We start from the raw sequence: 26,404 nt of genomic DNA on the forward strand, positions 1-26,404 counted from the left end.
TCCTAGTCCTGGTAGACCTTGTCCGTGCCGGGTCCGCCGGACAGCGTGTCGTTGCCCGCGCCGCCGTGCAGCAGGTCGTCGCCGCTGTTGCCGTAGAGGGAGTCGTCGCCCGCGCCGCCGTACAGCTTGTCGTTGCCGCGGCCGCCAAGGATCTTCTCCGCGTCCGAGCTGCCGTGGACGCTGTCGTTGCCGTCGCCGCCGGTCAGGGTGCGCGCCTCGCCGCCGGGGACCGAGCGCAGGGTGTCGTTGCCGGTACCGCCGTCGCAGTCGGACGCGCAGCGGGTCAGCGTGTCCTTGCCGGGGCCGCCGAAGGAGCCCTCGCCGTAGACGCCGCCGCCCCCTTCGAGGTGGTCGTCGCCGTCCTCGCCGTACTGCGCGACGCGGGCGTCGCCCTTGAGGGTGTCGTTGCCCGCCTGCCCGTGGAACTGGAGGTAGGCGCGGTTGCCGGGGGCGACGGTGACGGTGTCGTCCTTGTCACCGAGGTACCCGCCGAGCGTGAACAGGTCGGAGGCCCGGTCACCGGGCTGGGAGATCGTGCAGATGACGCGCGTGCGGTCGGCCGCGTCCGGGTGGCCGCAGCCGGAGTCCGCGGCGGTGGTGATGGCGACCCGGTCGTCGAGGGTGACGTCGAAGTACCCGTCGTTCTCGCCGTCCGGACGGTAACGGACCGAGACGGCCAGCGTATTGACCTGCCCGGCGGCGGCCTTGTACTCGAGGCGCGAGCCGGAGACGGCCTCCACGGTCGCGGTCGCGGCGGCGTCGTCCGCTGCCAGGGCGGGCGTGCCGGTGAGTCCGGCGACCGCGGCGGAGCAGGTCAGTGCGGCGACGACGCCGACCGTGCGGAGCCGACGGTTCTGTAAGGGTCGAGCGAACATGCGTGTGTCTCCTGGGATTCCGATGGTGCGGACGGCACCCCCGGTGCCGTCGGAGGCGGTGCCTCCTCACCCAGGTCAGACGGTCCGCGCGGGCGGTCGTTGCACTCGTGCGTCGGTTGTTCACCAGGGGTTCACCGCCGCACCCCGGTTCGTCGCGCCGTGGTGGCCGAGTGGTCGCGTCCGGTCAACTGGCCCTGCGCTCCGGCCGGTACTCCATCGACCGGGCGCCGGGATTTCGCTCCCGCCCACCCCGTGGGGTACAGTCGATCATGTGCTCGCCGCCGAACTGACGGTGCCGGGCCCGGCGTTGGTGGTCCAAGGAAAGGCACCCCACTTCCTGTGGGGGGATGCAGGTGCAAGGCCTGCCCAGCGCTCGCGAAGGAAGGCCCGGTCTCCGTCACGGAGGCCGGGCCTTCTGCTGTGCCTCGCCCGTGTGCGTGACGGCGTGCGGCGCGAACTCCCGGTGGGCCGACGGGGTTTCCGTCAGCGTGACAGGCCGCCGCGACCCGCCCGTGCCGTGGAGACGAGTTCGGCCACGGTGGCCAGCTTGACCCGCGGGCGTCCCGCGCTCAGCCCGCGCGTGACCTCGGCCCGTTCGATGGCGGCGAGGCCGCGCGCGTCGACCACGTGCCGGTTGCGGCGCCGGGCCAGCCGGTGGAAGGCCTTCGGTCCGTGCCGCGGGGCGGGGAGCGTGCCCGCGACCGCGTCGGCGAGGAGGGTGGAGACCGTCTCCGCGGCACAGGTGCGGTTGGCGCCGATGCCGCCGGAGGGGCCGCGCTTGATCCAGCCCACGACATACGTGCCCGGCTGTCCTTCGACCCGGCCGCCCTCGTGGGGCACGGTGCCGTCGGACTCGTCGAAGGGCAGTCCGGCGACGGGCACGCCGCGGTAGCCGATGGCGCGCAGCACGAGGCCCGTCGGTATCGTCCGCTCCCCCGTGTCCGCCGACACCCGCACGGCCTCGGCCCGTTCGGCGCCGAGGACTTCGCGGGGTTCGCAGTAGAAGCGCAGCACGATCCTGCGGCCGGGCGCGGGCTCCCGCTCCCAGTCGGGCCGGGTGCGCGTGACGCCCCGCAGGGCCGCCGCCTTGTCCGCCGCGCCCGCGGTGTCGACGGCGGCGGCGATGCGCGGGTCGTGGTCGTCGACGGCCAGCTCCACGTCCGGCAGGTGCTTGAGGGCAAGGAGCTCGGACCTGGTGTACGCGGCGTCCTCGGGGCCGCGGCGCGCGAGCAGGACCACTTCGCGCACCTTGCTCCCGCGCAGGGCCCGCAGCGCGTGGTCGGCTATGTCGGTGCGGGCGAGCGTGCCGGGGTCGGCGAGCAGGATCCGGGCCACGTCAAGGGCGACGTTGCCGTTGCCGATGACGGTCACGCGCTCGGCCGACAGGTCGATGCCGTCCGGTGCCGCGTCAGGGTGGGCGTTGTACCAGGCGACGAACGCGGTCGCGGAGATGCTGCCGGGCAGCTCCTCCCCCGGGATCGACAGACGGCGGTCCGCCGAGGCGCCCACGGCGTAGATCACCGCGTCGTGGTGGGCCGCGATCTCCGCCGGGGTGACGTCGGTGCCCACCTCCAGGCCCAGGTGCATCCGCACCCTCGGGTGCGTGTGGAAGCGGGCGAAGGTGTCGCCGACCTTCTTGGTCGCGGGGTGGTCCGGCGCCACGCCGTAGCGCACCAGGCCACCGGCCACCGGCAGCCGGTCGATCAGCGTCACCTCGGCGCTGGTGTGCAGCAGCAGGTCCTGCACGGCGTACATGCCGGCGGGTCCGGTCCCGACGACGGCGACCTTCAGCGGTGCGAAGTCCGCGGGCAGCACGCGCGGGAAGGACGGCTCGCCCCAGGTGTGGAAGTTCGGCCCCCGCGGCGCGGGTTCGGGCGTGCCTGGCGCGGATCCGGGCGTCTCCGGCGCCGCCTCGCGGTCGTAGTACGCCGCGTTGATCTCGACGTACTGCTGCTGCGCGGCGGGCAGGCTGTCCGCCGGGAAGATCGCGTCGACGGGGCAGGCGTCGGCGCAGGCGCCGCAGCTGATGCACGTCCTGGGGTCGATGTGCAGCATCTCCGTGCTGCCGAACGCCCGCTCCTGCGGTGTGGGGTGGATGCAGTTGACCGGGCACACGGCGACGCACGTGGCGTCGTTGCAACAGGTCTGCGTGATGGCGTAGGTCATGTTCGTCGGCTCAGCTCGCTCGGTTCCGTCGGCTCAGATGAGGTTGGCGCGCTTGTAGAACACCAGGGCCGGCTTGGTGAGCAGTCCGCACGAGGCGAGGAACTCCATCAGCCCCGAACAGCTCGACCGCATCATGGACTTGTGGTGCTCGTTGACCTTCGCCTCGGCGAGCGCGCGCTCCTCGTCGAGCCCCGCGTTCGCGTACACCTTGCGGTTCACCATGCTGGTGACGATGACGTACGACGCGATGGCGATCACGAGGGCGTTGATCTCGCGGCGCGCCCGGCCCGCGCCCGCGAGCTGCTTGCGCGTCTGGTCGCGGGCGAACTTCATGTGCCGCGACTCCTCGACGACATGAATGTTGTTGATGGTGCGGACGAAGGGCACGACGCGCTCGTCGCGCATCCAGTCGCGCTGCATGACGTCGAGGACCTCTTCGGCCACGAGGATCGCGGCGTACGCGGCCTCGCCGAAGGCGACGGCCTTGAAGACCCTGCCGAGTTCGGTGGCCCACCGGCGCGGCCGGTAGGCGGGCGCGCCCAGCTTCTCGGCGCCGCGGGCGAACATGATGGAGTGGCGGCACTCCTCGGCGATCTCGGTGAGCGCCCACTGGACCTCGGTGCTCGTCGGGTCCTTGGCGTAGACGTCGCGCAGCACCATCTGCTGCAGGATCATCTCGAACCAGATGCCGGTGCTGGCCACCGAGGCGGCTTCCTGACGGGTCAGTTCCTTGCGCTGTTCCTCGGTCAGCTCCTGCCAGTAGGCGGTGCCGTAGAGCGTGCTCCACTCCGGGCTCGCGCCGTGGTACTCGCGGTCCAGCGGCGTCTCCCAGTCGACCTCGGTCGCCGGGTCGTACGCCAGCACGGCGGCCGAGTCCAGCAGCCGCCGGGCGACATCGCCCTCCGGGGAACTGCCCTGAGTGCTCGGGCGAACAGTGCTGCTTGCCATGCTGCGACTCCTTGGCTTCAGACGTCCAGGCAGCGGGCACGGCGCCTCGTGGCACGGCAGGCGGCGACCCCGTTGTTAGACGGAATGTATAACAAGGGGGTCGGGCCCGCCTACCCTCGAGTAAGTACGAGATCGAACGGGGCAGGTCCGGTCGTCTCCGGGGCCGTCAGCCGCTCGTCGCGGGCCACCGGATGCGCGTACTGCACGCCGACACGACCAGGGCCGACGCCGCGACGGCGGCCAGGCCCCACACGAGGCTGCTCGCGTGCGCGATGAAGCCGATGAGCGGCGGCCCGGCCAGCAGACCCGTGGTGCCCATGGCGGCGACCAGGGTCAGCGAGTCCGAACCCTGGCCCGCCGCGGCCACATAGACGCACGGGGTGACGGCCGCGATGCCGAGGCCGACACAGGCGAAGCCGAGCAGGGCGGGCACCAGACCGCCGCTGAGCAGGGCGAGAGCCAGACCGGCCCCGGCAAGCACGCTGCCGGAAAGGACGATCCGGCCGTCGCCCCAGCGGCTGCGCCAACCGTCGGCGAAGAGGCGGGCGACGACCATCATTCCCGAGACGACGGCGATGCCCAGCGGGGCCAGTTCGGCGGAGGCGTCGGCCACGTCCTTGAGGTAGAGGGCCGACCAGTCGTTCATGGCGCCCTCGGTCACGGTGCCGAACGCCATGGCGACGCACATCCACAGCGTCACACGGGACGGCACGGTCCAGCTCTTCTTCTTCGCCGCCTGCCCCGCCTCCGCAGTCTTCTCCCTCTCCTCGGTCTTCTCCTCAGTCTTCTCGTCGGCCGCCTCCGGCAGGAGGCCCGTCCTGGCGTACGCGACCAGCAGGAGCAGCAGCAGCGCGGCCACCACGAAATGCGCGGCGACCGCCGAGGTCACCGCGTTCATGCCGGAGGCGAGCAGCGCGGCGAGCAGCGAACCGCCGCTGAACGTCGCGTGCAGGCGCGCCATGGCGTTGCGCTCGTACCGGCTCTCGAGCTCGGCTCCCTGGGCGTTCATGGCGACGTTCAGGCAGCCGACGAGGACGCCGTCGACGCACATGACGAGGAGGGCGACCGGGTAGTTGGGCGCCGCGGCAAGGGCCGGGAGGAGCAGGGCGAGGCAGAGCGCCGAAAGGAGCGCGAGGCGCTGCGAGCCGAGGCGCCGCATCAGGACCGCCACCACGGGGAACGACACGGCGGCGCCGATTCCGGCGGCCATCAGGAGGACGCCGACCTCCGCCGCGGACAGGCCGAGGTCCGTCTTGATGGCGGGGATCCGCGCCGCCCAGGTGGCGTACTGGAAGCCCAGGGAGCAGAACAGCGCTGCGATCGCCAACTGGCCGCGGTGGAAAGGATCACGCACGCGGAGCACCCGCATCAGCCCACTTCTCTGTTCCTCGCGCTGGTTCCCGCGCTGGTTCTCGTGCTGGTTCTCGTGCTGGTTCTCGTGCTGGTTCTGCATGTGGTGCCGACTCTGTTTCTCTGTGGACCGGCCGCGACATGTACACGGCCGTCGGGCCGTATCCGGCAGGTGGCGGCCCCCCACGGCGCGCGGTGAAGCCGCGGCCCGACCAGAACGTCTCGCTGCCCCCGACCGCGATCAGGGAGATCTGCTCGTACCCGTGCGCGCGGGCCGTCTCCGTGAGGCGCCGCAGGAGGTGCCGGGCGAGGCCGCGGTGGCGCAGGTGTTCCGCGACGACGATGTCGTGCAGGTGCATATTGCGCGAGGGGAGCTGCGCGGCCTCCTCGGTACCGCGCAGCTCCGGGTACGCGGACTCCGGGTACGGCAGGGCGAGCAGGTAGCCCGCCAACTGCCGTCCCAGGTCAAGGGCGAAGCACGTGCCCGGCGACGCCCGCATCCGGGACTCAAGCGCGGGCCGCCCCTCCGACAGGCCGAGCGGCTCGTAGGCGCGGTACTCCAGCGCCTCGATGCCCGCCCAGTCCCCGTCGGCGATAGGGCGTACGCGTATCTCCTCGGTCATGCGTCCCCGCCCCCGCCGTCGATCCAGGTGTAGGGCAGGGGGCTGAAGCCGTTGAAGCCCTGTGTCATGTAGCTGGTCGCGTACGCGCCGCAGGAGAGCACCCAGACCGGGTCGCCGGAGGCCAGCGTCTCGGGCACCTGGACCAGGCCGCCCTCGTGGGAGTAGGCGTCGTCACTGTCGCAGGTGGGGCCCGCGATCACGGCGGAGACCGTCGGTGTGCCCGGGTGCGTGGGGAAGACCAGCCGGTACTGCAACTGGTCCATCTCGTAGAGGCCGTTGAACTTGCCGCAGCTGAGGTAGAGCCAGTACTGGCGCTCGCCGTCCGGCCGACGGCGCGCCGCGAGCCGGGAGACGTGCGCGCGGATGGCCCCCTGGTCGGCGACGAGGTAGCGGCCGGGCTCCACGACGAAGTCGAGCCGGTGGCCGGGTATCCCGCCGAGGCGTGCCATGCCCTCGCGGATGACGGTGAAGATCTTGTCCAGCGGCGGGTCGAGCCGCCTGCCGTACTTGTCGTGGTAGCCGAGGGCGGGCAGTCCGCCGCCGAGGTTGACGTGGTCCAGGGAGATGCTGCGCCCGGCGAGGGCGGCGAGGACGTCGGCGATGCGGTCGAAGGCGCCCTGCCAGGCGTCGGCCGTCATCTGCTGGGAGCCGACGTGCACGGAGAGACCGGCGGGCGTGAGGCCCAGGTCCCGTGCCGTCTCCAGCACCGTCACGGCGTCCTCGGGCGAGCAGCCGTACTTGTTGCTGAGCCCCCAGAGCGCCCCCTCGCCGGTCGTGGCGAGCCTGCAGAACACCCGGCTGCCCGGGGCATGCACGGCGATCGCCCGCACGTCCTCCAGGCTGTCGGTCGCGAAGTCCCGGATGCCGAGCCGGAACGCGTCGGCGATGTTGCGGTCGGACTTGACGGTGTTGCCGTAGTGCATCCGGGCGATGGGCACGCCCGACCGCAGCGCCTGCTCTACCTCTGCCGGGCCTGCCGCGTCGACTCCGGAGCCGAGCCGCGCCAGGTGATCGAGGACCTCGTCGACCGGGCAGGCCTTCATGGCGAAGCGGACGGCGACGCCGGGGAGTTCGCGGCGCAGGGTGTCGTAGCGTTCCTCGATGCCGGAGAGGTCGAAGACGATGCGGTCGTCGGCGGCGGCCGCCAGGGCGTCGAGGAGCAGGGGGCTGTCGAGCCCGGGCTCCGTGCCGTGGCCCCTTCGCGTCGTGTACGGCGTCGTCGCGCTCACGCGGGGTTTCCTGCCGTCAGGAGCGGACCGGCGTCCTTGCTCGCACGGATCAGGGGTTCCCACGCCTCGGTCAGCAGCGCGAAGTCCTCGATGTCGCTCCGCGCCTCGTCGAGGAGCCGTTCGCGGCGCGTGGCAAGGTGGTCGGCGAAGTCGGCGTAGCGGCCGCCGAGCGTGCGGTAGGCGGTGTCGACGCGGTCGAGGCGCTGAAGGTTCTCGGCCTGGCCGAGCCGGGTGCTCTCGCGGGCGAACTCGGCGATGACACCGGCGCGGACGTGCCCCTGCTCGTCCACAAGGGCCTCGCCGGACGCGGTCATCCGGTCGTAGATGTGGTTGAAGTAGAGCATCGACAGGAAGAACTTCACGAAGCGTGTCTGGTAGGCGATGAAGCCTGCGTCGGTCCTGCGTTCCGCGGTGTAGAAGTTGACGATGTTGCGGTTGTGCAGGACGCCGGGCAGTGCGGCGTCGTGGACCAGGTGGATGAGGAAGTAGTCGCTGCCGATGGTGTCGGTCGCGGGCGGCAGCGGCACGCTCTCGTGCACACCGTGGAAGCTGATGTTGCACATGTCGACGCGCATCGGGTCGACCAGCGTCAGCGTCGCGTGGTCGCGTACGAAGGTGTCGGAACCGGCTCCCCTGAAGGAGTCGTCGACGAGCGCCCGCTTCTCGCTGTCGGACCAGTCGCCGGGCGCCCAGAGGCTGACCACGTCGTAGTACACGTCCGGGTCGAGGCGGCGGATCTCGCCGATGTCCACGGAGAGTTCACCCACGAAGGAGCTGCCGACCATCGCCACGCGCTTGTTCGCGTGCCGCGGGTCGAGGGTGTTCTCGGTGACGCCGGGCGCGGCCTCGGCGGCGGGCCTGCCGAGCGACATGAGCTCGTGGTGGACGGGGAAGACGGGCTCGCCGTCGACGGTCTGGTAGTGGCTGTCGGAGTCCCTGCGGTGGACGGACTCGCAGCCGAGGGCGGCGCCGATGAGGAAGGCGCGGTTGGTGCAGGCGCCGTACGAGACGCCGTCGGGGAGCATCAGGTCGAGCATCAGCTCGGGCTTGGCGACTCCGGCGCCGCCGATCACCCGGCGCAGGAAGGCGCGCTGGGCCGCCTCGTCCAGGTGGTGCACGACGACGCCCGGCAGTTGCGGCAGGGCCGCCACGGTCCCGGCGTGTCCGGTGAACGTGGCGGTGTCGGAGGAGTCCAGGATCAGCAGGTGCGCCTCGACGCCGAAGTGGGCGGCCGCGTAGGCCGCTTCCTCGCCGATCGCCGTGATGGTCTGCGGGCAGGCCCGGTTGGTGGGGAGCGTCAGGCAGATTCGGCGCATGCGGCGTCCCCGTTCGACTCGTCGAAGGGCCGGCCATTCCAGGACTTGAGGCCGAGCAGCTTGGCGCCCAGGTCATTCAGCGCGGCAGTGCCGTACCGGAGCGCCTCGGGCTTGTGGGCGTCGCCCAGGAGAGTGGCGTTCCAATCCGGCGTGCTCAGGTTCTCCCAGGAGTCGACGCGCGAGCGGCGCAGCTCCTCGTGGCTCTCCAGGGCGGGCATCATCGAGAGGTACTGGACCGCCCTGACGCCGTTCTCCGACGTGTTGGGGGCCACGCCGTGCGCCAGAAGGCCGTTCCATATGAGCAGGTCACCGGCTTCCAGCTCCGGCCGGACCACGGGCATGTCGTCCTGGTCGATCGCCGGGCGGATGGGGTCGCGGCCGTCCGGCTGCAGGGCCTTCCACCGGTCGAAACGGCGGAACAGCTCGGGGCAGCACTGGAAGCCGCCGTGGTCCTGCCGGGTGTCGTCGAGGGCGATGATCCCCTGCACGCGCTGGGGCAGCACGCCGAGCGTGGTGTCGACGTCCCAGTGCAGGTTGATGTCGAACCCGCGCTCTGTGGGCGCGATCAGGGAGCGGGAGCGGTTCTTGACGTTGGGCGGGTTGAGGTTGAGCCGGTCGAGGGTCACCCAGAGCTCTTCGCAGTCCCACACGTCGACGAACGCGTCGTAGACCCGCTGCGCCTGGCGGCTGTCCCAGATCAGCTGGTGGTGGTAGGCCTCGACGAAGCCGTAGACGTGCAGCTCGCGGTCGAGGTCCGAGCGGAACTCGCGCTCCTCGTACCAGGTCTCCGGGCGGCCGCGGTCCAGGCCCTGGAACTCCCAGGCGAAGTCGAGCAGGTCCTTCGCCGCGTCGGCGGGTATCGCCTGCTTCACGACTACATAGCCGTACGTCTGCCAGAAGGCGAAGTCCTCCTCGGAGAGAACGCGCAGGGGGCGGGTCTTTTCGAGGTCGCGCAGCTGGGTCTGCGCCAGGTACGTGTCGCCGTCCGCGCTGAAGTACGGGACGTCGGAGGGGGCGCGATGGAGGTAGGCGTCGCTCGCTGGCATGTGGTGCTCCAAGGTTCGGTTCTGTCGTCCGGCGGCAGGACTCCACGCCGGGGCGGCGGGCCCCTTCGGGCGCGCCGGGGCAGCGCGTTCACACCCGCCCCCTGTCGAACTTGCGTCCCACCAAAATGGACTAGACCAACTACCCGTGTCAACAATTGAATTGGGCGCCTTGGCGGGTGAAAGAGCGACATTTACCCCCAGTTCACACGCCCGCCATATGAGGATTTGGCAAAGACCTCACGGTTCAACTCCGGCCTACTGACCGGTAGTTGGTCCGAACCAAGGGGGTGAGGGGTGCGCAGCGGGCCGTGCGCCGTCAGGCGGAGCGCCGAGGTCGATCCGTCGGCAGCAGGTGCCGGCCGTGCGCCCGCCGGAAACTCACGGCGGGCGCACGGCCACGGCGGCGCTCGACGCGGCCACCGTGCGGGAGGAGCGGGCGGTGGGGGCACGCAGCAGCCCTGAGGGTCCCGCGCCCGGTACGGGTACGGGTATACAGGTACGGGTACGGGTACTAGGTCCTGTCGCGTGCCGTGATGCCGTAGTCGAACGCCACCGTGCCCGGGTCGATCGCCGTCACGCCGCCGTCGACGGTCAATGTCGCGCCGTTCACGAACGACGCGGCGGGCGACAGGAGCCAGGTGATCGCCTCCGCGACCTCCTCGGGCTGTCCCGGCCTGCCGGTCGGGATCAGCCGGGTCGCCTCCTCGTACGCCGCGTCGGCGCCGCCGTCGCCGCTGTCACCGAGGGAGGCCTCCTCCGCGAACCGGGTCATGCGCCGGTCCGCCATCTCGGTCCGCACCCAGCTGGGACAGACGGTATTGGCGCGCACACCGGCCTTTCCGTAGTCGACGGCGACGGACCTGCACAGCTGGAGCAATGCCGCCTTCGACGTCGCGTACGCGGCATTGGCCACGCCGTTGCGCAGCGCGGAGACAGAGGCCACCGCGACGACCGAGCCGCGCGATTTCAGCAGGTGCGGCAGCGCGGCGCGCAGCAGCAGGAAGGGGCCGGTGAGGTTGGTGCGCAGCACCGTCTCCCAGTCCTCGTCGGAGAGGTCGCCGACCGCCCCGCCGCGCCCGGTAGCGGCGTTGAGGACGAGCCCGTCGACGCGGCCGTACGCCTCGACGGCCGCGTCGACAAGCCCCGCGACCGCCTCGGAGTCGCCCGCGTCGGCGGGGTGGGCCAGCGCTCCGGTCTCCGCGGCGAGTTGCCGCAGCGGTTCGGGGCGGCGCCCCGAGATCACCACGTGGTGCCCGTCGGCACGCAGTTGTCGTGCGGTGGCGGCTCCGATACCGGTACCGCCGCCCGTGACGATGACGACTCGGGTCTCTGTCATGCCTGTTCAGCCTCCGAACGCAGTCGTAAGCACCTGCGGCGATCATACGGAGCCGCCCGCTCACGGCCGCGCCCGGTGGCGTTCCTCCCAGAGCACAGAGCCCAGAGCACAGAGTCCAGAACCCAGAGCACAGAGCACAGAGCCCGGAGCCGGTCAGGACCCTGCGGTCGTCACTCGTCGATCGCCGCGCCGAACGCCGAGTCCGCGGCGGGCGCCCCGAGCGACCCCGCCCCGTACGTCCAGGACCCGGCGCCGGTCACGCCGCCCGGCCCCGCGGACAGGACCCACACCACTCCGTCCCCGGTGTTCTCGCCGGGCGCGGCCGCGAGGAGGCCGAAGCGGCCGTCCCCGTTCGGGTCGGTGAGCCGCACCTGCGCGCCCCACTTGTCCCCCTTCTCGGGTGCTCCCGGGATGTCCGCGTCGTCCTGGTCCCAGGACTTGGCACCGGTGGCCGTCATCCCGTTCTCCGAACCGTTCAGGACCCATACGGCGCCCGCGTCGGCGATCGTCCCGATGTCCTCGCCGGGAGCGCCGATCGCGACGTCCGCGAAGCCGTCGCCGTTCGTGTCCGCGACGGACAGGTCGGCGCCCCAGCCGTCACCGCGCTCGGCGGTGCCGGGCACGCCCGCGGAGTCCTGGGTCCACCACTTGGCCTCGTCCACGAGGCCGTCCGGGGTGCCGTAGCGCACGCCGACCAGCCCCCCGGTCATCGTCTCGCCGCCGTCGTCCGGGGAAGCGGGCTCACCGGTCACCAGGTCGTCGTAGCCGTCGTTGTTGATGTCGCCGGAGGCCGCGGCGGGGCCGCCGCGCAGGTCGTTCTTGTACGTGAGGCCGTCGGCGCCGCCCGCGAACTGCACGGACCAGCCGTGACCGGGTTCGTCGCCCTCGGTGATGCCGGAGGCGACGAGGTCGGCGTATCCGTTGTTGTCGTAGTCACCGGTGGTCAGCGACTTGGACACGATCGTGCTTTCGGCGGCCGCCTTGCCGAGCCGTTCGGTGGCCTGGCGGCGCAGCGGCGCCTCGCCGCGGGCCTGCGGCGCGGGGTCGTACACGAAGAGCTCCACGTTGTCCCGGTCGAGGACGGCGAGGAGGTCGCCGGGGGTGGCCGCGGTGAAGTGCGCCGCGGCGAGACTGAGGCCGAACTGCTGGCCCGCGGCTGCCTGCTGGCTCTGCAGCCAACTGCTGGCGGCTCCGGTGAGGCCGGTCTTCGACCCCCAGAGGACCGCGACCCCGCCGGCGTCCGCCCGGTCATCGAGGTCCTCACCGGGGATGCCGATGACCGCGTCGTCGTAGCCGTCGCCGTCCAGGTCGCCGGTGGCGACGGCCTTGCCGAAGGCGTCGCCCGCCTCCGCGGCGCCGGAGACGCCGCCCGTCGACTGGCTGAACCGGGCGACGTCGGTCGTGCCGATGCCTCTGGTGGAGCCGTACTGGACGGTGACGAGTCCCGCGCCCTTGGCGCCGCTCACCGTGGCGCCCGGGGCGCCGACCAGCACGTCCTCGTATCCGTCGCCGTTGAAGTCACTGTTGCGGTCGTCGGCGCGGGTGCCCCCAGGAGTACCGGCGAAGGCGGAGGGGGCGGCGGCGATGCCCGCCCCGGTCAGCAGAAGGAACGAGGCCGCGGCGAGGGCGGCCGAACGGTTCTTGCGCACGAGCGGCTCCTGTGAAAGAAGGTGGCCGGGCAGGCGCGGGGGGTGTCCGGAAAGGGCCCGTTCCTTGTCCGGCGCCCTGTTCGACACGGGATGGGGTCCAAGGGTTGTACGGGTTAACAAACCGTTGCCGGAAGCCGAACTCGCCGTCCCTGTGCGTCATTTCCAGCCGTACGCGTACGCCGCCACCCAGGTGATCTCAAGGCGCGCACTGCTGCCGGGCGCGGCCCCCGGGCCCTCCAGGGCGCTCTCGTTCTGCAGGACCCAGGACAGCGGGCGGTCCGGGACGCCCCTCGTGTCGCGTCCCGTCTCCCGTCCGTCGACGAAGAACCGCACATGGCCGGGGGTCCACTCGGTGGAGACCGTGTGCCACTCGCTCCAGTCGTCGGCGCCGGGGTACGAGCCCTGTTCGCCTCCGCCGCACGGGTGGTGGAAGGCGCTCAGCGAGCCGGTCCACTCGCCCTCGGGGTGGTCCATCTCGCAGCCGCCGCCGTGGTGCAGCCAGGCCGACTTGTAGCCGGGGGCCTGCTCGGTGACCTTGATGCGGGCGCTGTACTTGCCGTACTTCATCTGCATGACGGCGCGTGGTACCACCGCGGCGGCGTGGACGGGACCGCCCTCGGCGGGCCGCCACATGCGGATGCGCATGCGGCCGTCGCCGTCGGCCGCAGGGCCCACGCTCACGGTGTCCTCCGGGTGGTAGACGCCGACGACGTCGCGGCGTCTGTCGTTCGCCGTGTCGGGCCAGCCCGTGGGGTAGGCCCACCAGTTGTCGCGATAGGCGCGGTCGAGCCCCGCGCAGTACGCGGCGGAGGTGTCGGCGTGGTGATCGCAGTCGCTGAACGCGCCGAGGGGGACCCGGTCGCCGTTGAAGTCCTCGGCGACGACCTGCCAGAACGGGCCGCAGTCACCGCGCGGCAGCGCGCTGCCCGTGGTGCGGCAGGCGTCCGCCGTCACCGGCGCTCCCCCGGCGCCCGGTATGCACAGCAGGGCGGCGCAGAGCGCCGCGCCGAGCGCACCGAGCGCGACCGGTCGCCCGCGCCGCCGTCCCGCCGCCGCGTGTGCACCCATCGCGCCGCCTCCGCCCCACGGACGCCCCACAGAAGGGGGCCATCCTCGTGCAGCCCGCACCGCACCGCCAGGGCCGGGTCCCCTCTTCGACAAGGGACGCGCGCCGAGAAGCGGAGACTCGCGGAATCGCGCAATCGCCGAGCCATTCCCGGATCCGGGAATTGCGCACTCGTCCTTTGCAGTGCTCTTCGTGGAAAGCACGGATCGGTTGAATGGCCCCGGCCGCCGATCGTGCGAGCCTCCTTCACGTCTCTTTGACCTAGCGAGGAGCTGATGTGCGCGTCACCTTTCCCTCCCTCATCCAGTCCGGAATGAGGTATCTCTGTGTCGTCGGCGTCGTGGCGGGCAGCGGTCTCACGGCCGTGCCCGCCGTGGCACATTCCTCCCCAGGGCCGGGGTCCGCCCCGGCGAGACCCGCGGCGGCCGCCGCGGCCGCCGCGAAGCCCCTGCCCGGCGGGCTCGGCCCGTGCGTGCCGGGCAACTGCCCGGACGGCGACTACCCGCCCATCCACAACGGCGCGATCAAATACCGCGACAACGGCATCAACGTCTACGTGGGCGGCGACTTCCTCGTCCGCCGGCGGGCCGCGGAGGCCGAGGGCCGTGTCGTGGTCCTCGGCGAATTCGACCAGGACAAGGAAGCGGGCGCCAGCAGCATCTACAACGTCGGCGAGGCCGGTGTCGGCTCCCGGGTGGCGCCGCCCGTGGGCGCGGACTGGCTCACCACGGGCGGCGGCGTCTCGGTCGCCGACGGCGAGCGGCTGCTCGCCGAGGGCGGTGTGGTGCGCCATGCCGGTGACGCCACCGGCAGGATCGTCGGCACCTTGCGCAAGGATCCCGACGCCGCAAAGCCGTACATCCCGCTGCGGGACGAGCTGACGGCCGCCAGCCAGTGCTACGGGCACCCCGACGGCGGCACCCGCACGCCCACCGGAACGGCCACGCACGCGGGGGGCGAGACCCTGTTCCGGGGTGACAACAGCTCCATGTTGCAGGTCTTCAACGTGGACTTCGACATGATGAGCGGCAGCGGCGGCCAGGAGGGCATCCGCTTCGAGGGCATTCCGGACGGCGCCACGATCCTGGTCAACGTCCTCGGCTCGCCGCGCACCATCAACACGTACAGCGGCACCCTCGACGACAGCAGTCAGTTCAACAAGCTGCGCAGCCACCTGCTGTGGAACTTCCCCGACGCCACGTCGGTGGAGTTCAAGGGCACGGGCCAGTTCCAGGGCAGCGTTCTGGTGGGCAACCAGCGGTCGAAGACCACGATCAGCGTGCCGGGCATGAACGGCCGCTTCTTCACGACCGGCTCGCTCACCCACACCAGCGCGGCGTCGGGCGGCGGCGGCCAGGAGATCCACAACTATCCCTTCCTCGGCGACCTGCCCGACTGCGACGACACCGAGCCGGCCTCCGGCCAGGTCAGGATCGTCAAGACCGACGAGGACAGCGACAAGCCGCTCGCGGGCGCCGAGTTCGAGCTGTGGGAGGAGACCAACGGCGACGACGGCCTGCAGACCCGCGGCGCCGCCCCTGACACGAGGATCGGCAGCCCCTGCACCACCGAGGCGCAGGGCGAGTGTGCGCAGACCGTGCCGACCGGCACGTACTACTGGCGCGAGACGAAGGCCCCGAGCGGCTACGAGCTGCCTTCGCCGAACGTCTTCGGGCCCCTTGAGCTGACCGAGGCGAACGCCGATGACGGTGTGACGGTCACCGCCACCAACACCAAGAAGGAGCCGAACGTCGTCAAGGGCGACGTCACCGTCGTCAAGAAGGACCGGGACAGCGGAGCCGCGCTCGCGGGCGCCGTCTTCCAGCTGTGGCGCGAGAGCAACGGCAGGGACGGTCTGCAGCAGGGCGGCGCGGACCCGGACACCTCGACGGGCGGTCCCTGCACGACGAGCGCCCGCGGCACGTGCCGCAGGACCGTCGCCACCGGCACGTACTACTGGGTGGAGACGAAGGCTCCGGACGGCTACGAGCTGCCGGACCCGGCGGTCTTCGGGCCCCTCGAGCTCGACGACGACGCAGCCGTCGGGCGCGGAGTCTCCGTCGAGGCGCTGAACGGCAAGCGCGACGAACCCGGTGAGCTCGGCGCGATCAAGGTCGTCAAGAAGGACAGGAAGACGGGCAAGCCGCTGAGCGGTGCCGTCTTCCAGCTGTGGCAGGAGACCAACGACCGGCCGGGCCTGCAGACGTCCGGCACCCGCAGGGACACGCTCGTCGACCGGGGCTGTGCGACGGACGGCAGGGGGCGGTGCGACTTCCAGGGCCTGGAGCTCGGCTCGTACTACCTCAAGGAGACCGCCGTTCCCGACGGCTACGTCCTGCCGAGGAAGACGGTCAACGGCCCGTACCGGGTCACCGCGGGCAACGCCGACGACGGCGTGACGGTGACGCTGCACAACCAGCGCGGCGGAGGCAAGAAGGGGAAGTGACTCCCCGGGGCCGGGTACGGGTGGCGTCAGCCGTCCGTACCCGGCTTCGTCCCCCAGAGGTAGAGCCGGTCGCCCTTCATCAGCAGGTCGTAGAGGCGCGCGGCGTCGCTCATGGCCATGTTGACGCAGCCGGCCGAGCCGGACGAGAACAGGTCCGAGCGGGTGCCGTGCAGGGCCTGCCCGCCGTTGAAGAACTGCGCGTAGGGCATCGCGACGTGATAGATCGTCGAGTAGTGGTCGCGGCTCTTCCAGTAGATCCGCTGCCAGCCGAGACGGGTCTCCAGACCGTCCCGGCCGCTGCGGATCGGCACCGGGTCGAAGACCAGCCTCTTGCCGCTCTGCGCCCACAGGATCTGCCGGTTCAGGTCCACGCAGGTGACCCGGTAGGGCCTGACGGGGCAGGCCCGCCGGGCCGCGGGGTTCCGCCGGATGCGGTCGGCGACGACCAGGCGGTACGTCCGCAGGGTCGCCCTGCCGTCCGCCGGGCGGATGCCGAGCCGCTGCTGGAGCCTTCGGATGGCCACGCAGTCGGCGGTGGACTGGCGTCCGTCGACGGGCAGCCGGAGCTCGCGCTCCAGCTCCCGCTGGTAGGGGGCGGTGCCCGAGCGGCACACCGGACCGGTGGCGACGGCGGCGCCCGGGGCCTGGGCCACGGGAACGGCCAGGGACAGGGCGGCGATCGAGGAGAGAAGCCAGCGCATCGCACCAGCTTCACCCGTGCGCGGCCGCTCCCCGGGCGACACGACCCGACAATCCCACGATTGGTCCATCAGGGGCGCTGTCCCCTCACCCGCAACGCTGTTGCAACGTGCCGAGGAAAAGAGTGGTCCCATGGACCGTCATGAGACGAAGGACACCGCGGGAGATGCCCCCCGCGTGGAGCTCACCTCCGCCGCCGCCCTGCTCGTACGGCGCCTGCGGGAGATGCACGGGCCGCTGATGTTCCATCAGTCCGGCGGCTGCTGCGACGGCAGCGCCCCCATGTGCTACCCGGACGGCGAGTTCCGCACCGGCGACTCCGACGTGCGCCTCGCGTCGCTGACGGTCGAGGGCGTGGCCGAACCCGTGGCCTTCTGGATGTCGAGGAGTCAGTTCGCGGTGTGGAGCCACACCCGGCTGATAGTGGACGTCGTGCCGGGCCGCGGCAGCGGCTTCTCGCTGGAGGCACCGGAAGGGGTGCGTTTCCTCATCCGTTCCCGGCTGGTCGGTACGGAGTCACCACGATCTGGTGAACTCCGGTGACTGCTGGGAGAGTTGGTCAGCCGATCGGACGACATCAGGGGGTTCTGTGACACGCCAGAAGCAACGCGGTGGACGGTTCAGAACGACCTGCGCCCTCATCACGACGCTCGGCACGCTGGCCGGTGCCGCTCTGCTGGGAGCGGCACCGGCCGGAGGTGCCGTCGGGGGTGCGGAGCAGGCGGGCAGCAGGATCGCGCCGGGTGTGGAGTACCGGTACTTCGACATTCCCGCCTCGCACGGCACGGCCCGCGCCCATGTCCTCGACGTGGATCTGCGCGACCCGCGCGCGAGCGTCGGCCTGCTCTATCCGGGCAAGGTCGCCGCGCGGGCGCCCGTCTCGGCGCTTGCCGACGGGGTCGGCGCCGTCGGCGGCATCAACGGCGACTTCTTCAACATCACCGAGACCCAGCACCCCGGCGTGCCGGCAACCGGCGCGCCCGTCGGCCCGTCCGTCACAGGCGGCCACGCGCTGAAGGGCGCCGTGCCGAACGGTCAGCGCTTCGGCCCCGCGATGCCGCCGGGCGTGACCACCGAGGCCGTCCTCGGCGTGGGGTACGACCGCAGGGCCCGCCTCGACAACCTCACCCTCGACGGCCGGATCCGCACCCGCGACACCCGCCTGCCGCTGGGCGGCCTCAACCAGTACGCGCTGCCGGTGGGCTCCGTCGGCGCCTTCACCAGCGACTGGGGCGACGTGTCGCGGGCGCGCGCGACGTGCGGAACCGATACGAACCGCGGCGCGCCCTGCAGCGCGGACACCCACGAGGTGACGGTCCGCGACGGGCGGATCGTGGCGTCGGCCGACACGCCGGGCAGCGGCCCCATCGCGCGGGGCAGCACGGTCCTTGTCGGCCGTGAGGCGGGCGCGCAGGAACTGCGGAAGCTGTCGACGGGCGACCGGGTACGGGTCAGCCACCGCCTGGTGGCGTCGGAATCGCACATCCCGTTCCGCTTCGCCCTCGGCGGCTATCCCGTCCTGCGGGACGGCGAACCGCTGCCCGGCCTCGACCCGACCACGGCGGCGGTGCGGACCGCGGCGGGCATCTCCGACGACGGCCGCCGTCTGTTGCTGCTCTCACTCGACGGCTCCCCGCAGTTCCGCACGGGTCTCACGGTGGTCGAAGTGGCCGACACGCTACGGGAGTTGGGTGCGCGGGACGGCTTCAGTCTGGACGGCGGCGGTTCCTCCACGCTGGTGTCCGCCACCTCCACGCTGGTCGCGCGGGCTCCGGGCGCCGATGCCGTGACCGTGCGCAACAACCCCAGCGGCGGGGCGGAGCGCCCGGTGCCGAACGGCATCGGCGTGTTCTCCCGGGACTGACGTCCGGTCCGTACTCCACTTCCCCGTCACTTCGTGTCGCGCACCGCGACGAGTCCGTTGAAGGCGCCCACGTAGGCCGTGCCGTCGGGCCCCAGTGTCACCGGGGCCCAGTTGTTGTCGTACGCGATGCCCGTACCGGCGAGCTGCTTCCACCGGGTGTCGCCGGTGCGGAAGTCGACGGCGGTGAGGTACCAGGCGTCGATGCCGAGGCTGTTGGGCTCCTTCGTGTAGAAGTACAACAGGCCGCTGGCGGTGGAGAGTTTGGGCACGGTCGACGGGGAGCGGACACCGCTCTCCCAGGCCGTGTCGCAGCCGCTGCCGTCCTCGCGCACGTCGATGCGGCTGACGCCGCCGACGACGCTGCGCCCGAAGGTGAGCGACGTGATGTTCTCGTAGCCGTAGTTGTTCTCGACGACGAGGCTGTCGCCCCAGGTGATGAGCGAGTTGTCGGTGGTGGAGGCGCCGGAGCCGAAGACGGGGACCTTGCAGACGAGCCGCTCGTCGTCCGGTACGCGGGCGCCGCGCCGGTAGACGAGGACGTTCATGCGGTCGTCGGCGTTGTCGGTGATCGCCACGTAGTCGTCGTGCGCGCCGAAGAGGTCGGGCGTGGTGCCGGAACCCTGGTTCACCGAGCCGGGCTTGGTGCCGGTGCCACGGTCGTACGTCTGACGCCAGACGGCCTTCGGGGTGCCGTCGGCGGTGGCCTCGAAGCTGTAGAGGGCATGGTCGGAGACGATCGATACGCCGTCCTCCGCGACGGAGAACGAGTTCTGGATCTCCTCGCCGTCGAGCCGGACGGAGCGGATGTCGCCGGACTTCGGGTCGACGGTGCCGATGCGGCCCTGCCGGGTCACCCACCAGATGCGGCCCTCCCAGTCCGGCATGACCGCGGTGACCGGGTCGCAACTCCCGCTCGGGTACAGGTTGGTCCAGCTGACGCAGTCGTGCGGGACGTGCGCCGTGAGGTCCCACTCCTTGTCGACGACGAAGCGCCAGCTCCCGTCCGCCGCCCGCTGGTGCGCGAGCCGCACGATGTGCTGGCGGGAGTCGGCGAGGACGAGCCGGTCCTGGTCGTCGAGGTAGGAGTAGGCGCCGCCGGACGTGTCCTTGAAGATCCTGGAGAAGTCGAGCCGGGTGATGGCCTCGATGGTGGAGGGCCGTTGCGGCAGTTTGTACTCGGCGAGCGTGTCCAGTGTCTTCGGGTCGAGCAGCTTGACCAGGAAGCCGGTGAACGTGCCGCAGACGGTGACGATGCGCCCGTCGCGGTCGAAGGTGACGGTGGCGCACTCGCCGCCGAGCGCCGCCATCTTCTCACTGTCGACCGCGGGCCGCTTGCCGAGCGGCCCGCTCCAGGGGTACGTGCCGCTGCCCGCCGCGTCGGCGTGCATCCCGCTGCGCCCGTTGGCGGCGAGGTACGGGTGCTGGGGCGGCGGGGTGCCGGGCAGCGGGCGGGCCTCCGCGGGCGCGCCCCCGTAACTCTCGACGAGCCGGTGGCCCGGGGCCCTGGGGATCTCGTCGGCGTACGCGGGGACCGCGAGGGAGACGGTCAGGGCCACGGCACTGAAGGGAGCGAGGCGGCGCAGTCTGCTGGACATGCGCCGAAGCTAGAGCGGGCCCCTCGAAGTGTCCATGAAACAGCGTCAGTTGTTCATGAAGCCGCAAAGATCGGTCATGGCTGGATGCCGCTGACGATGTCGGCGGTGGCCGTCAGGCCGTCGCGGATGGTCGGCGCCATGCTCGAGCTCGCCAGGTAGAAACCCAGCAGGCCGCAGACGATCGCGTGCGAGACCTTCAGCGCTCCGTTGCGCAGGAAGACCACCGCAAGGATCAGGAGCAGCATGACGACAGAGATGGAAATGGCCATGGGAGTACCTCCTCCGCCACGTGACACCGCGGCTCACGGCCGTCAGTTTGGCGTAGCGGAGGGTGCGTCCGGGCGTCTGACCTGTGCTCCGAACGGGTGCTTCTTGTGCGGGTGCTGTCCGGCGCCAATCAGCCGCCGTGCGCGTCGAGGAACGTCTCGAGGCCTGCGAGGTCGTCGGTGTTGAGGTGGTCCACGCCCGCGGCGAGCAGCTCGCCCCAGACCGCGTCGCGCTGCGGGCCCGGCAGGTCGGGTGTCGCCCAGAAGCGGACGCGCTGTCCGCGGGCGTGGGCCCGGGCGACGATGCCGCGCAGCTTGTCGCGCTCGGCGGCGGGTATGGGGCCGGTGCCCTGCCAGCCGAAGTTCAGGGCCCAGTTGTCGCTGATCAGCGGGACCAGCGAGGCGGGTGCCGCGGTGCCGAGGTCGAGGAGGCGGCCGTCGTAGAAGGCGTGCCTGATCCGCTGGGCCTCCATCGGGACGCGCGCGGCGCGGTCACCGGAGACGACGGCGGTGATCGCGCCGCGGCGGACCTTCCCGTGGGCGTAGGTCGTGAACAGCCGCCGGTAGGGCCGCAGATGACGGTGGAGCGCGGTGTACGTGGCCGCACCCTCGGTCTTGATGTCGATGAGCAGCTGGAAGGGGACGCGGTGGTCGCCCCGGTACACGGAGCCGTGCTGGGCGCGCACGCGGGCGGCCAGGGGTTCCAGGTAGAGGGATTCGAGGGTGCGGGTGGGGTCGAGGTCCACCGGGTCGTGGGCGACGAGGAGTTGCCCGTCGACGAGGTAGATGTCGGCCTCGACGCTGTTGAAGCGGTGGTCGAGCGCGTCGAGGAGGGGCCGGGGGTGCTCGTAGTCGTTGTGGGCGTGGGCGCGCAGCAGCGGCCTGGGGCGGTGGCCGCGGCCGGTGGCCTGCGCGTAGGCGGGCATCGCGATGCCGCCGACGATGGTGGCGCCGAGGGTGGTGAGGGCTCTGCGACGGGTGGTGAGGGCCATGTCTGCCTCCCGGAAGGGCGGGTCGGGGCGGCGTCGGGGTCCGACGCTCGGGTACGCCGACGGGCGGAACCCAAGTGAGTATGCGGCTCCGCCCGGCTCAGGAAACCCTTCCCGTACGGGAGTTGGCGCTATCGACGTCGGCCGTTCACGCCCGCTCCGCGAAGACCTCCGGGTTGGCGCAGTGCGCGAGCGGCTCGCCGCGCAGGAAGCGGCCGACCTCGCCCGCGACGATCCTGGCCGCCTTGTGCGCGACCTCCTGGCTGGCGCCCGCGATGTGCGGGGTCATGACGATGCCGGGGGTCTTCAGGAGGCGTGAACCGGCCGGTACGGGTTCCTGCGGGTAGACGTCGAAGGCGGCGCCCGACAGTTGTCCGGCGTCCAGGGCGTCGCAGACCGCGTCGTAGTCGAGGAGGGCGCCGCGGGCACAGTTGACGAGGACGGAGCCGCGGGGCATCCGTGCGATCTGTTCGGCGCCGATCATGCCGGTGGTCTCGTCGGTCACGCGCGCGTGCAGGGAGACGATGCGGGCGCGGGTGAGCAGCTCGTCGAGGGAGACCTGCTCGGCGACGCCCGCGAGGAGTTCCGGCCGCACGTACGGGTCGTGGACCAGGACGTGGGCGCCCATGGCCGCCAGCACCTTGGCGACGCGGCTGCCGATCGCGCCGTAGCCGATCAGGCCGACGGTGGCGCCGTCGATCTCGATGCCGCAGTTGTCGTAGTCGTAGTAGTCGCCGCGCCAGACGCCCGCGCGCAGGTCGGTGTGGGTGTCGCCGACGCCGCGGGCGGCGGCGAGGAGCAGGGTGAGGGTGTGTTCGGCGGTGGCCACGGCGTTGCGTCCGGGGGCGTAGCAGACCGCGACGCCGTGGCGCGTGGCCGCCGCCAGGTTGGCGTTGACCGGCCCGCCCCTGCTGACGCACATCAGCTTCAGGTCGGGGCAGTGGGCGAGGACGTGCTCCGTGAGGGGTGCCATCTGGGTGACGCAGACCTGCACTCCCTGGAGCGCCTCGATGAGTTCGTCCTCGGTCCCGGAGGCCTCGATGACCTCCGCGACGGGTCCGAAGGGGGTGTGCGGCCAGGGCAGCGTGATCTCCCGCACGTCGACAGCGCCGACGTCGGCGCCCGCGGTGGCCGTGCGGACCTCTTCGGTGAGCAGGCGCGGGAGGACGAAGTGATCGCCTGCGGCGAGGACGGTGGTGCTCATGACGGGCTTCTTTCCTGAGTGGGGGTCACACGGCGGGCACGGGGGCGACGACGGCCGGCGCGTTCAGGCGAAGGAGCGACATCCGGCCTTCGCGCAGCCGCAGTTCGGTGAGGGCGCCGTTGTGGAGTGCGGGGAACACCTGCCGGTAGTCGGCGAGCGGGATGCCCAGCTGACGGCAGAGGACGAGGCGTACGAGGGTGGAGTGGGCGACCACGAGGACGCGCCCTTCGGGGAAGTCGGCGGCGAGGTCGGCCAGGGCCGCGCTCGCCCGCTCGGCCGCGGCGCGCGGGTCCTCGCCGCCGGGCAGGTGGTGGGCTACCGGGTCGCGGAGGAAGGCGGCGAGCTCCGCGGGGAACCGCTCGCGCATCTCGTCGCGGGTCAGCCCGTCGCCGCGCCCGAAGTCGAGCTCGACGAGCCGTTGCTCGACGCGCGGCACCAGGCCGAGCGCCTCGGCGGCGGGCCGCGCGGTGAGCCGGGCGCGGCTCAGCGGGGAGCTGACCACGGCGTCGATCCGCTCTCCGGCGGCCCAGGCTCCGAGCGCGTCGGCCTGGCGGAGCCCGTGCGGGGTGAGTGCCACGTCGGTGCGGCCCGCGTAGCGGTTGCCGTCGTGCCAGACGGTCTCCCCGTGGCGTACGAGGACGAAGTCGGTCACTGGTCTGTCCTTCCGGGGGTGCCGGGCAGCGGGCGGGCGCGCTCGCGCGCGTGGGCGGCGACGGCGTGCTCCAGCCAGCCCCGGGCGGCGAGCTCGTCGACGAGGGCGAGGTAGACGGGCAGCCAGCGGGCGGTGCGTACCGGGTCGGGGAGGATCTCCTGGCCGGTGCGGACCATGGCGGCCGCGGCGTCCCGCACCTCGACGCCGCCGGAGGTCGCGGCGAGCACCGCCATGCCGATGGCGCCCTCCGCCTGTTCGGGGACCCACACGGGGCGGCCGAGGACGTCGGCGCGCAGCCGGTTCCAGTAGGGGTTGCGGGCGCCGCCGCCGGTGAGGGTGAGGGGGCCGTCGACGGGCGCGCCGATCAGGTCGAGGTAGTCGAAGCAGAGCCGTTCGACGCAGGCCACGCCGAGGAGGTGGGCGTGGCAGAGCTCGGCGTCGTCGGCGGGTGCGCCGAGGACGAAGGGGCGGGCGTCGGGGGCGCGGAAGGGGAAGCGTTCGCCGCCGGTGGAGACCAGCGGGTAGGCCACCGCGTCGGTCGCGGAGCGGCTCGCGAGGGCGGTGAGCCGCTCCAGGTCGGCGTCGGGGAACGCGCTGGTGAGGATGCCCGCGCCGCTGCTCGATGCGCCGCCAGGCAGCCAGGTGTCGCCGGGGCCGCGGTGGCAGTAGACGACGCCGCCCGGGTCGCGCACCAGGTGGGGGCTGGTGCCCTTGAAGACGAGGGTGGTGCCGAGTACGGAGTTCCAGGCGCCCGGGGTGAGGGCGCCCGCGCCGATCTGCGCGGCGCAGCCGTCGGTCATGCCCGCGACGATGGCGGTGCCCACGGGGATGCCGGTCGCGGCGGCGGCCGCCTCACAGACGGCGCCGAGGACACTGCCGGGCCGTACGACGTCGGGCAACAGGCCCTGGGGGACGGCGAGTTCGGCGAGTTCGTCCTCAGGCCAGCGCTCCTCGGTGAGGTGGTAGCCGGTCTTCAGGGCGTGGCTGGCGTCGCTCGCCACCTGGTGGCCCGCGAGCCGCCAGGTGATCAGGTCGGGCTGGTGAAGCAGCCGGACCCCCGTACCGGCCGCCGCGGGTTCGTGGTCGAGGAGCCAGAGGAGCTTGGGCAGCGCCCAGGACGGCTGCATGGAGCGGTAGCCGAGCTCGTGCCAGACGGCGGCGCCCGCCTCGTTGGCGCGGGCCGCCTGTTCGGCGGCGCGCCCGTCGTCGTACATGAGTCCCGGTGTGAGCGGCGATCCGGCGGCGTCGGCGAGCAGGACGGTGCCGGAGGTCGCGTCGATCGCGAGGCCGCGGATCCGCCCGGTGTCGATGCCGGACAGGGCCTCGCGGCACGCTTCGGCGAGCGCGCTCCACCACTGCTCGGGGTTCTGTTCGTGGCGGGTGCCCTCGCGGCGGCCGGTGAGTGGCCGGGACGCGGCGGCGAGCACCTCGCCGGTGGAGTCGACGGCGACGCAGCGGGCGCTCTGGGTGCCGAGGTCGAGGCCGAGCCAGACGGCGTCCGGGGGCAGCGCGCCGCCCTGGGGTGGTTGGTCAGGCACGGTGTGCTCCTTGCTGGGGTGCCGTTCGGGGGGCGGGGAGAGGGGCGGGGAGGGAAGCGGGGAGCGGGGTGGCGGCCGCGGTCCAGCCCGCGTCGCGGGCCAGGGTGCGCCAGGTCAGGAACTGCTCGTAGAGGTCCGCGTAGTACGCGGAGCGCTCCGGGTCGGGCTCCCAACTGGTGCGCATTCGTACGTACTTGGCGGCGGCACTGTGCATGCTGGACTCGGCGCCGCTGAGTACGAGGCCGGTGAGGAAGGCGCCCTTGGCGCCGAGTTCGGTGTCGCCGGAGCGGGCGGTCGGGACGCCGGTCGCGTCCGCGATGAGGGAGCACCACTCGGCGCTGTTGGCGCCGCCGCCGCACAGCCGGAGTTCGGTGACCGCCGTGCGCGAGGCGACGAGCGAGTCGCGCAGGACGAGGGAGAGGCCGTCGAAGACCGCGCGGGCCAGGTCGGCCCGGGTGTGCTCCAGGGAGAGCCCCCAGAACGAGCCGCGGGCGCGCGGGTCGAGGAAGGGGGCCCGCTCCCCCGCCGGGGAGAGGTAGGGCAGGAACATCAGCCCGCGGGCGCCGGGTACGGAGTCGGTGAAGGCCGAATCGGCCAGCTGCGGCGGTCCTTCGAAGTGGAGCGTGCGGGCGGCCCAGTTCAGGACCTCGGCACCGTTGAGGGTGGGGAAGGCGCGCAGGACGCGTTCGCGGCCGCGGTAGGCGATGTTGATGCCGGACGGCTCGCCGCTCGTGTCGACGTCCTTGCGGACGATCTCGGTGCAGAGCGTGGTGCCGAGGATGCTGCAGGCCTGGCCCGGGTTGACGACTCCCGCGCCGCGGGCGGTGGAGGCGATGTCGTACGGCGCCATGACGACGGGCAGCCCGGCGGGCAGGCCGAGCTGGGCCGCGGCCTCGGAGGTGATCTCGCTGATCCGCTCCTGCTCGCCGAGGACCGTGGGCAGCAGCCGGGCGTAGGCGGTGAGGCCGAACAGGGCGATGATCTCGGGGTCGTAGTCGCCCGTGGCGTGGTCGAGGAAGGGCGCGGAGGCGTCGGACTCGTCCATGGCGGTGACGCCGGTGAGGCGCAGGAACAGCCATCCCGCGGCGGTCAGCGAGGCGGCCGAGCGGGCGAGGCGCCGCGGGTCGTGGGAGCCCAGCCAGCTGAAGAGGGCGTTGGGCATTCCGCTGCAGGTGAGCGAGCCGTTGCGGCGGAAGGCATCGGCGAGGACGCCCTCACGTTCCCAGCGCGTGAGGATGTCCCCGGCGCGGCCGTCGGACCAGAGGATGGCGGGCCCGGTGGGACGGCCCGCGGCGTCGACGAGCCAGGCCCCGTCGCCCTGCGCCGTGAAGGTGACGAGCCAGACGGGGTCGGTGACCTCGGACAGGGCGTTGCGGACGGTGTAGACGACGGCGTTCCACACGGTGTCCATGTCCTGCTCGGCCCAGCCGGGGTGGCGGCGCCGCACCTCGGTGGCGAGCCGGGAGACGGCGAGTTCGTTGCCCTGGTCGTCGAAGACGACCGACTTGATCATCGTGGTGCCGACGTCGATGGCGAGTACGGACATG

22 protein-coding genes are annotated in these 26,404 nt (G+C 72.1%); 3 read left to right on the forward strand and 19 right to left on the reverse strand.

Features of this window, described 5'->3' with window-relative positions:
* Positions 1-2 precede the first annotated feature (2 nt).
* The 11 genes from ABZ953_RS15650 to ABZ953_RS15700 form a co-directional block, all read right to left on the reverse strand.
* Entirely contained in the window at positions 3-875 is an 873-nt protein-coding gene (locus ABZ953_RS15650) for a calcium-binding protein (protein WP_361722891.1), read from the reverse strand.
* Between the two features lie 483 nt (positions 876-1,358).
* On the reverse strand, positions 1,359-3,041 hold the full coding sequence (locus tag ABZ953_RS15655; RefSeq protein ID WP_361722894.1) for an FAD-dependent oxidoreductase: 1,683 nt from the start codon (positions 3,039-3,041) through the stop codon (positions 1,359-1,361).
* Positions 3,042-3,074: 33 nt separating this feature from the next.
* Complete coding sequence (locus tag ABZ953_RS15660) at positions 3,075-3,989, reverse strand: diiron oxygenase (protein WP_361722897.1); 915 nt, start codon at positions 3,987-3,989, stop codon at positions 3,075-3,077.
* Between the two features lie 166 nt (positions 3,990-4,155).
* The gene (locus ABZ953_RS15665) at positions 4,156-5,358 is read right to left on the reverse strand and encodes an MFS transporter (protein ID WP_361723524.1); all 1,203 of its coding nucleotides are present in this window, start codon (positions 5,356-5,358) and stop codon (positions 4,156-4,158) included.
* Positions 5,336-5,962, reverse strand: a complete 627-nt coding sequence (locus tag ABZ953_RS15670; protein WP_361722900.1) for a GNAT family N-acetyltransferase — start codon at positions 5,960-5,962, stop codon at positions 5,336-5,338. Before ABZ953_RS15670 ends, ABZ953_RS15665 begins: the two co-directional genes overlap by 23 nt.
* Positions 5,959-7,125: a type III PLP-dependent enzyme gene (locus ABZ953_RS15675; RefSeq protein ID WP_361723527.1), complete on the reverse strand. Its 1,167-nt coding sequence runs from the start codon at positions 7,123-7,125 to the stop codon at positions 5,959-5,961. Before ABZ953_RS15675 ends, ABZ953_RS15670 begins: the two co-directional genes overlap by 4 nt.
* A gap of 62 nt (positions 7,126-7,187) precedes the next feature.
* Positions 7,188-8,507 carry a DUF6271 family protein gene (locus ABZ953_RS15680; protein WP_361722903.1) on the reverse strand — a complete coding sequence of 440 codons (1,320 nt, stop codon included), beginning with the start codon at positions 8,505-8,507 and terminating at the stop codon, positions 7,188-7,190.
* Complete coding sequence (locus ABZ953_RS15685; protein WP_361722906.1) at positions 8,489-9,553, reverse strand: phytanoyl-CoA dioxygenase family protein; 1,065 nt, start codon at positions 9,551-9,553, stop codon at positions 8,489-8,491. Before ABZ953_RS15685 ends, ABZ953_RS15680 begins: the two co-directional genes overlap by 19 nt.
* 511 nt (positions 9,554-10,064) lie before the next feature.
* Positions 10,065-10,889, reverse strand: a complete 825-nt coding sequence (locus tag ABZ953_RS15690; protein ID WP_361722909.1) for an SDR family oxidoreductase — start codon at positions 10,887-10,889, stop codon at positions 10,065-10,067.
* A gap of 170 nt (positions 10,890-11,059) precedes the next feature.
* Positions 11,060-12,538 carry an esterase gene (locus ABZ953_RS15695; protein WP_361722912.1) on the reverse strand — a complete coding sequence of 493 codons (1,479 nt, stop codon included), beginning with the start codon at positions 12,536-12,538 and terminating at the stop codon, positions 11,060-11,062.
* A gap of 156 nt (positions 12,539-12,694) precedes the next feature.
* The gene (locus ABZ953_RS15700; protein WP_361722915.1) at positions 12,695-13,606 is read right to left on the reverse strand and encodes a glycoside hydrolase family 16 protein; all 912 of its coding nucleotides are present in this window, start codon (positions 13,604-13,606) and stop codon (positions 12,695-12,697) included.
* A 275-nt stretch (positions 13,607-13,881) separates the two neighbouring features.
* On the opposite strand from ABZ953_RS15700, the gene ABZ953_RS15705 reads away from it, so the two are divergent.
* Positions 13,882-16,050 carry a choice-of-anchor A family protein gene (locus tag ABZ953_RS15705; protein ID WP_361722918.1) on the forward strand — a complete coding sequence of 723 codons (2,169 nt, stop codon included), beginning with the start codon at positions 13,882-13,884 and terminating at the stop codon, positions 16,048-16,050.
* A 26-nt stretch (positions 16,051-16,076) separates the two neighbouring features.
* Here ABZ953_RS15705 and ABZ953_RS15710 read toward each other — a convergent pair whose 3' ends face one another.
* A complete protein-coding gene (locus ABZ953_RS15710; protein WP_361722921.1) occupies positions 16,077-16,751 on the reverse strand; it encodes a L,D-transpeptidase in 675 nt (224 codons plus the stop codon).
* A 130-nt stretch (positions 16,752-16,881) separates the two neighbouring features.
* On the opposite strand from ABZ953_RS15710, the gene ABZ953_RS15715 reads away from it, so the two are divergent.
* Both ABZ953_RS15715 and ABZ953_RS15720 read left to right on the forward strand, forming a co-directional pair.
* Positions 16,882-17,292 carry a DUF779 domain-containing protein gene (locus ABZ953_RS15715; protein WP_361722924.1) on the forward strand — a complete coding sequence of 137 codons (411 nt, stop codon included), beginning with the start codon at positions 16,882-16,884 and terminating at the stop codon, positions 17,290-17,292.
* A gap of 46 nt (positions 17,293-17,338) precedes the next feature.
* The gene (locus ABZ953_RS15720; RefSeq protein ID WP_361722927.1) at positions 17,339-18,613 is read left to right on the forward strand and encodes a phosphodiester glycosidase family protein; all 1,275 of its coding nucleotides are present in this window, start codon (positions 17,339-17,341) and stop codon (positions 18,611-18,613) included.
* A 26-nt stretch (positions 18,614-18,639) separates the two neighbouring features.
* On the opposite strand, the gene ABZ953_RS15725 is transcribed toward ABZ953_RS15720, so the two are convergent.
* The 7 genes from ABZ953_RS15725 to ABZ953_RS15755 form a co-directional block, all read right to left on the reverse strand.
* Positions 18,640-20,208, reverse strand: a complete 1,569-nt coding sequence (locus ABZ953_RS15725; RefSeq protein ID WP_361722930.1) for a hypothetical protein — start codon at positions 20,206-20,208, stop codon at positions 18,640-18,642.
* Positions 20,209-20,282: 74 nt separating this feature from the next.
* Entirely contained in the window at positions 20,283-20,477 is a 195-nt protein-coding gene (locus ABZ953_RS15730; RefSeq protein ID WP_361722932.1) for a hypothetical protein, read from the reverse strand.
* 128 nt (positions 20,478-20,605) lie between these two features.
* Entirely contained in the window at positions 20,606-21,466 is an 861-nt protein-coding gene (locus ABZ953_RS15735) for a phosphatidylinositol-specific phospholipase C/glycerophosphodiester phosphodiesterase family protein (RefSeq protein WP_361722935.1), read from the reverse strand.
* A gap of 145 nt (positions 21,467-21,611) precedes the next feature.
* A complete protein-coding gene (locus ABZ953_RS15740) occupies positions 21,612-22,667 on the reverse strand; it encodes a 2-hydroxyacid dehydrogenase (RefSeq protein WP_361722938.1) in 1,056 nt (351 codons plus the stop codon).
* A 25-nt stretch (positions 22,668-22,692) separates the two neighbouring features.
* On the reverse strand, positions 22,693-23,319 hold the full coding sequence (locus tag ABZ953_RS15745) for a histidine phosphatase family protein (RefSeq protein ID WP_361722941.1): 627 nt from the start codon (positions 23,317-23,319) through the stop codon (positions 22,693-22,695).
* Positions 23,316-24,857 carry an FGGY family carbohydrate kinase gene (locus ABZ953_RS15750; protein ID WP_361722944.1) on the reverse strand — a complete coding sequence of 514 codons (1,542 nt, stop codon included), beginning with the start codon at positions 24,855-24,857 and terminating at the stop codon, positions 23,316-23,318. The genes ABZ953_RS15745 and ABZ953_RS15750 overlap by 4 nt, the downstream gene beginning before the upstream one ends.
* Positions 24,850-26,403 carry an FGGY-family carbohydrate kinase gene (locus tag ABZ953_RS15755; RefSeq protein ID WP_361722947.1) on the reverse strand — a complete coding sequence of 518 codons (1,554 nt, stop codon included), beginning with the start codon at positions 26,401-26,403 and terminating at the stop codon, positions 24,850-24,852. Before ABZ953_RS15755 ends, ABZ953_RS15750 begins: the two co-directional genes overlap by 8 nt.
* Position 26,404: the final 1 nt, after the last annotated feature.

Origin of the sequence: Streptomyces sp. NPDC046465 (assembly GCF_040646035.1) — a bacterium.
GTDB lineage: Bacteria > Actinomycetota > Actinomycetes > Streptomycetales > Streptomycetaceae > Streptomyces.

Coding starts and splice junctions, on each gene's coding strand:
- ABZ953_RS15650 (WP_361722891.1), bottom strand. CDS start 875: ATGTTCGCTCGACCCTTACAGAACCGTCGGCTCCGCACGGTCGGCGTC.
- ABZ953_RS15655 (WP_361722894.1), bottom strand. CDS start 3,041: ATGACCTACGCCATCACGCAGACCTGTTGCAACGACGCCACGTGCGTC.
- ABZ953_RS15660 (WP_361722897.1), bottom strand. CDS start 3,989: ATGGCAAGCAGCACTGTTCGCCCGAGCACTCAGGGCAGTTCCCCGGAG.
- ABZ953_RS15665 (WP_361723524.1), bottom strand. CDS start 5,358: ATGCGGGTGCTCCGCGTGCGTGATCCTTTCCACCGCGGCCAGTTGGCG.
- ABZ953_RS15670 (WP_361722900.1), bottom strand. CDS start 5,962: ATGACCGAGGAGATACGCGTACGCCCTATCGCCGACGGGGACTGGGCG.
- ABZ953_RS15680 (WP_361722903.1), bottom strand. CDS start 8,507: ATGCGCCGAATCTGCCTGACGCTCCCCACCAACCGGGCCTGCCCGCAG.
- ABZ953_RS15685 (WP_361722906.1), bottom strand. CDS start 9,553: ATGCCAGCGAGCGACGCCTACCTCCATCGCGCCCCCTCCGACGTCCCG.
- ABZ953_RS15690 (WP_361722909.1), bottom strand. CDS start 10,889: ATGACAGAGACCCGAGTCGTCATCGTCACGGGCGGCGGTACCGGTATC.
- ABZ953_RS15700 (WP_361722915.1), bottom strand. CDS start 13,606: ATGGGTGCACACGCGGCGGCGGGACGGCGGCGCGGGCGACCGGTCGCG.
- ABZ953_RS15710 (WP_361722921.1), bottom strand. CDS start 16,751: ATGCGCTGGCTTCTCTCCTCGATCGCCGCCCTGTCCCTGGCCGTTCCC.
- ABZ953_RS15715 (WP_361722924.1), top strand. CDS start 16,882: ATGGACCGTCATGAGACGAAGGACACCGCGGGAGATGCCCCCCGCGTG.
- ABZ953_RS15725 (WP_361722930.1), bottom strand. CDS start 20,208: ATGTCCAGCAGACTGCGCCGCCTCGCTCCCTTCAGTGCCGTGGCCCTG.
- ABZ953_RS15730 (WP_361722932.1), bottom strand. CDS start 20,477: ATGGCCATTTCCATCTCTGTCGTCATGCTGCTCCTGATCCTTGCGGTG.
- ABZ953_RS15735 (WP_361722935.1), bottom strand. CDS start 21,466: ATGGCCCTCACCACCCGTCGCAGAGCCCTCACCACCCTCGGCGCCACC.
- ABZ953_RS15740 (WP_361722938.1), bottom strand. CDS start 22,667: ATGAGCACCACCGTCCTCGCCGCAGGCGATCACTTCGTCCTCCCGCGC.
- ABZ953_RS15755 (WP_361722947.1), bottom strand. CDS start 26,403: ATGTCCGTACTCGCCATCGACGTCGGCACCACGATGATCAAGTCGGTC.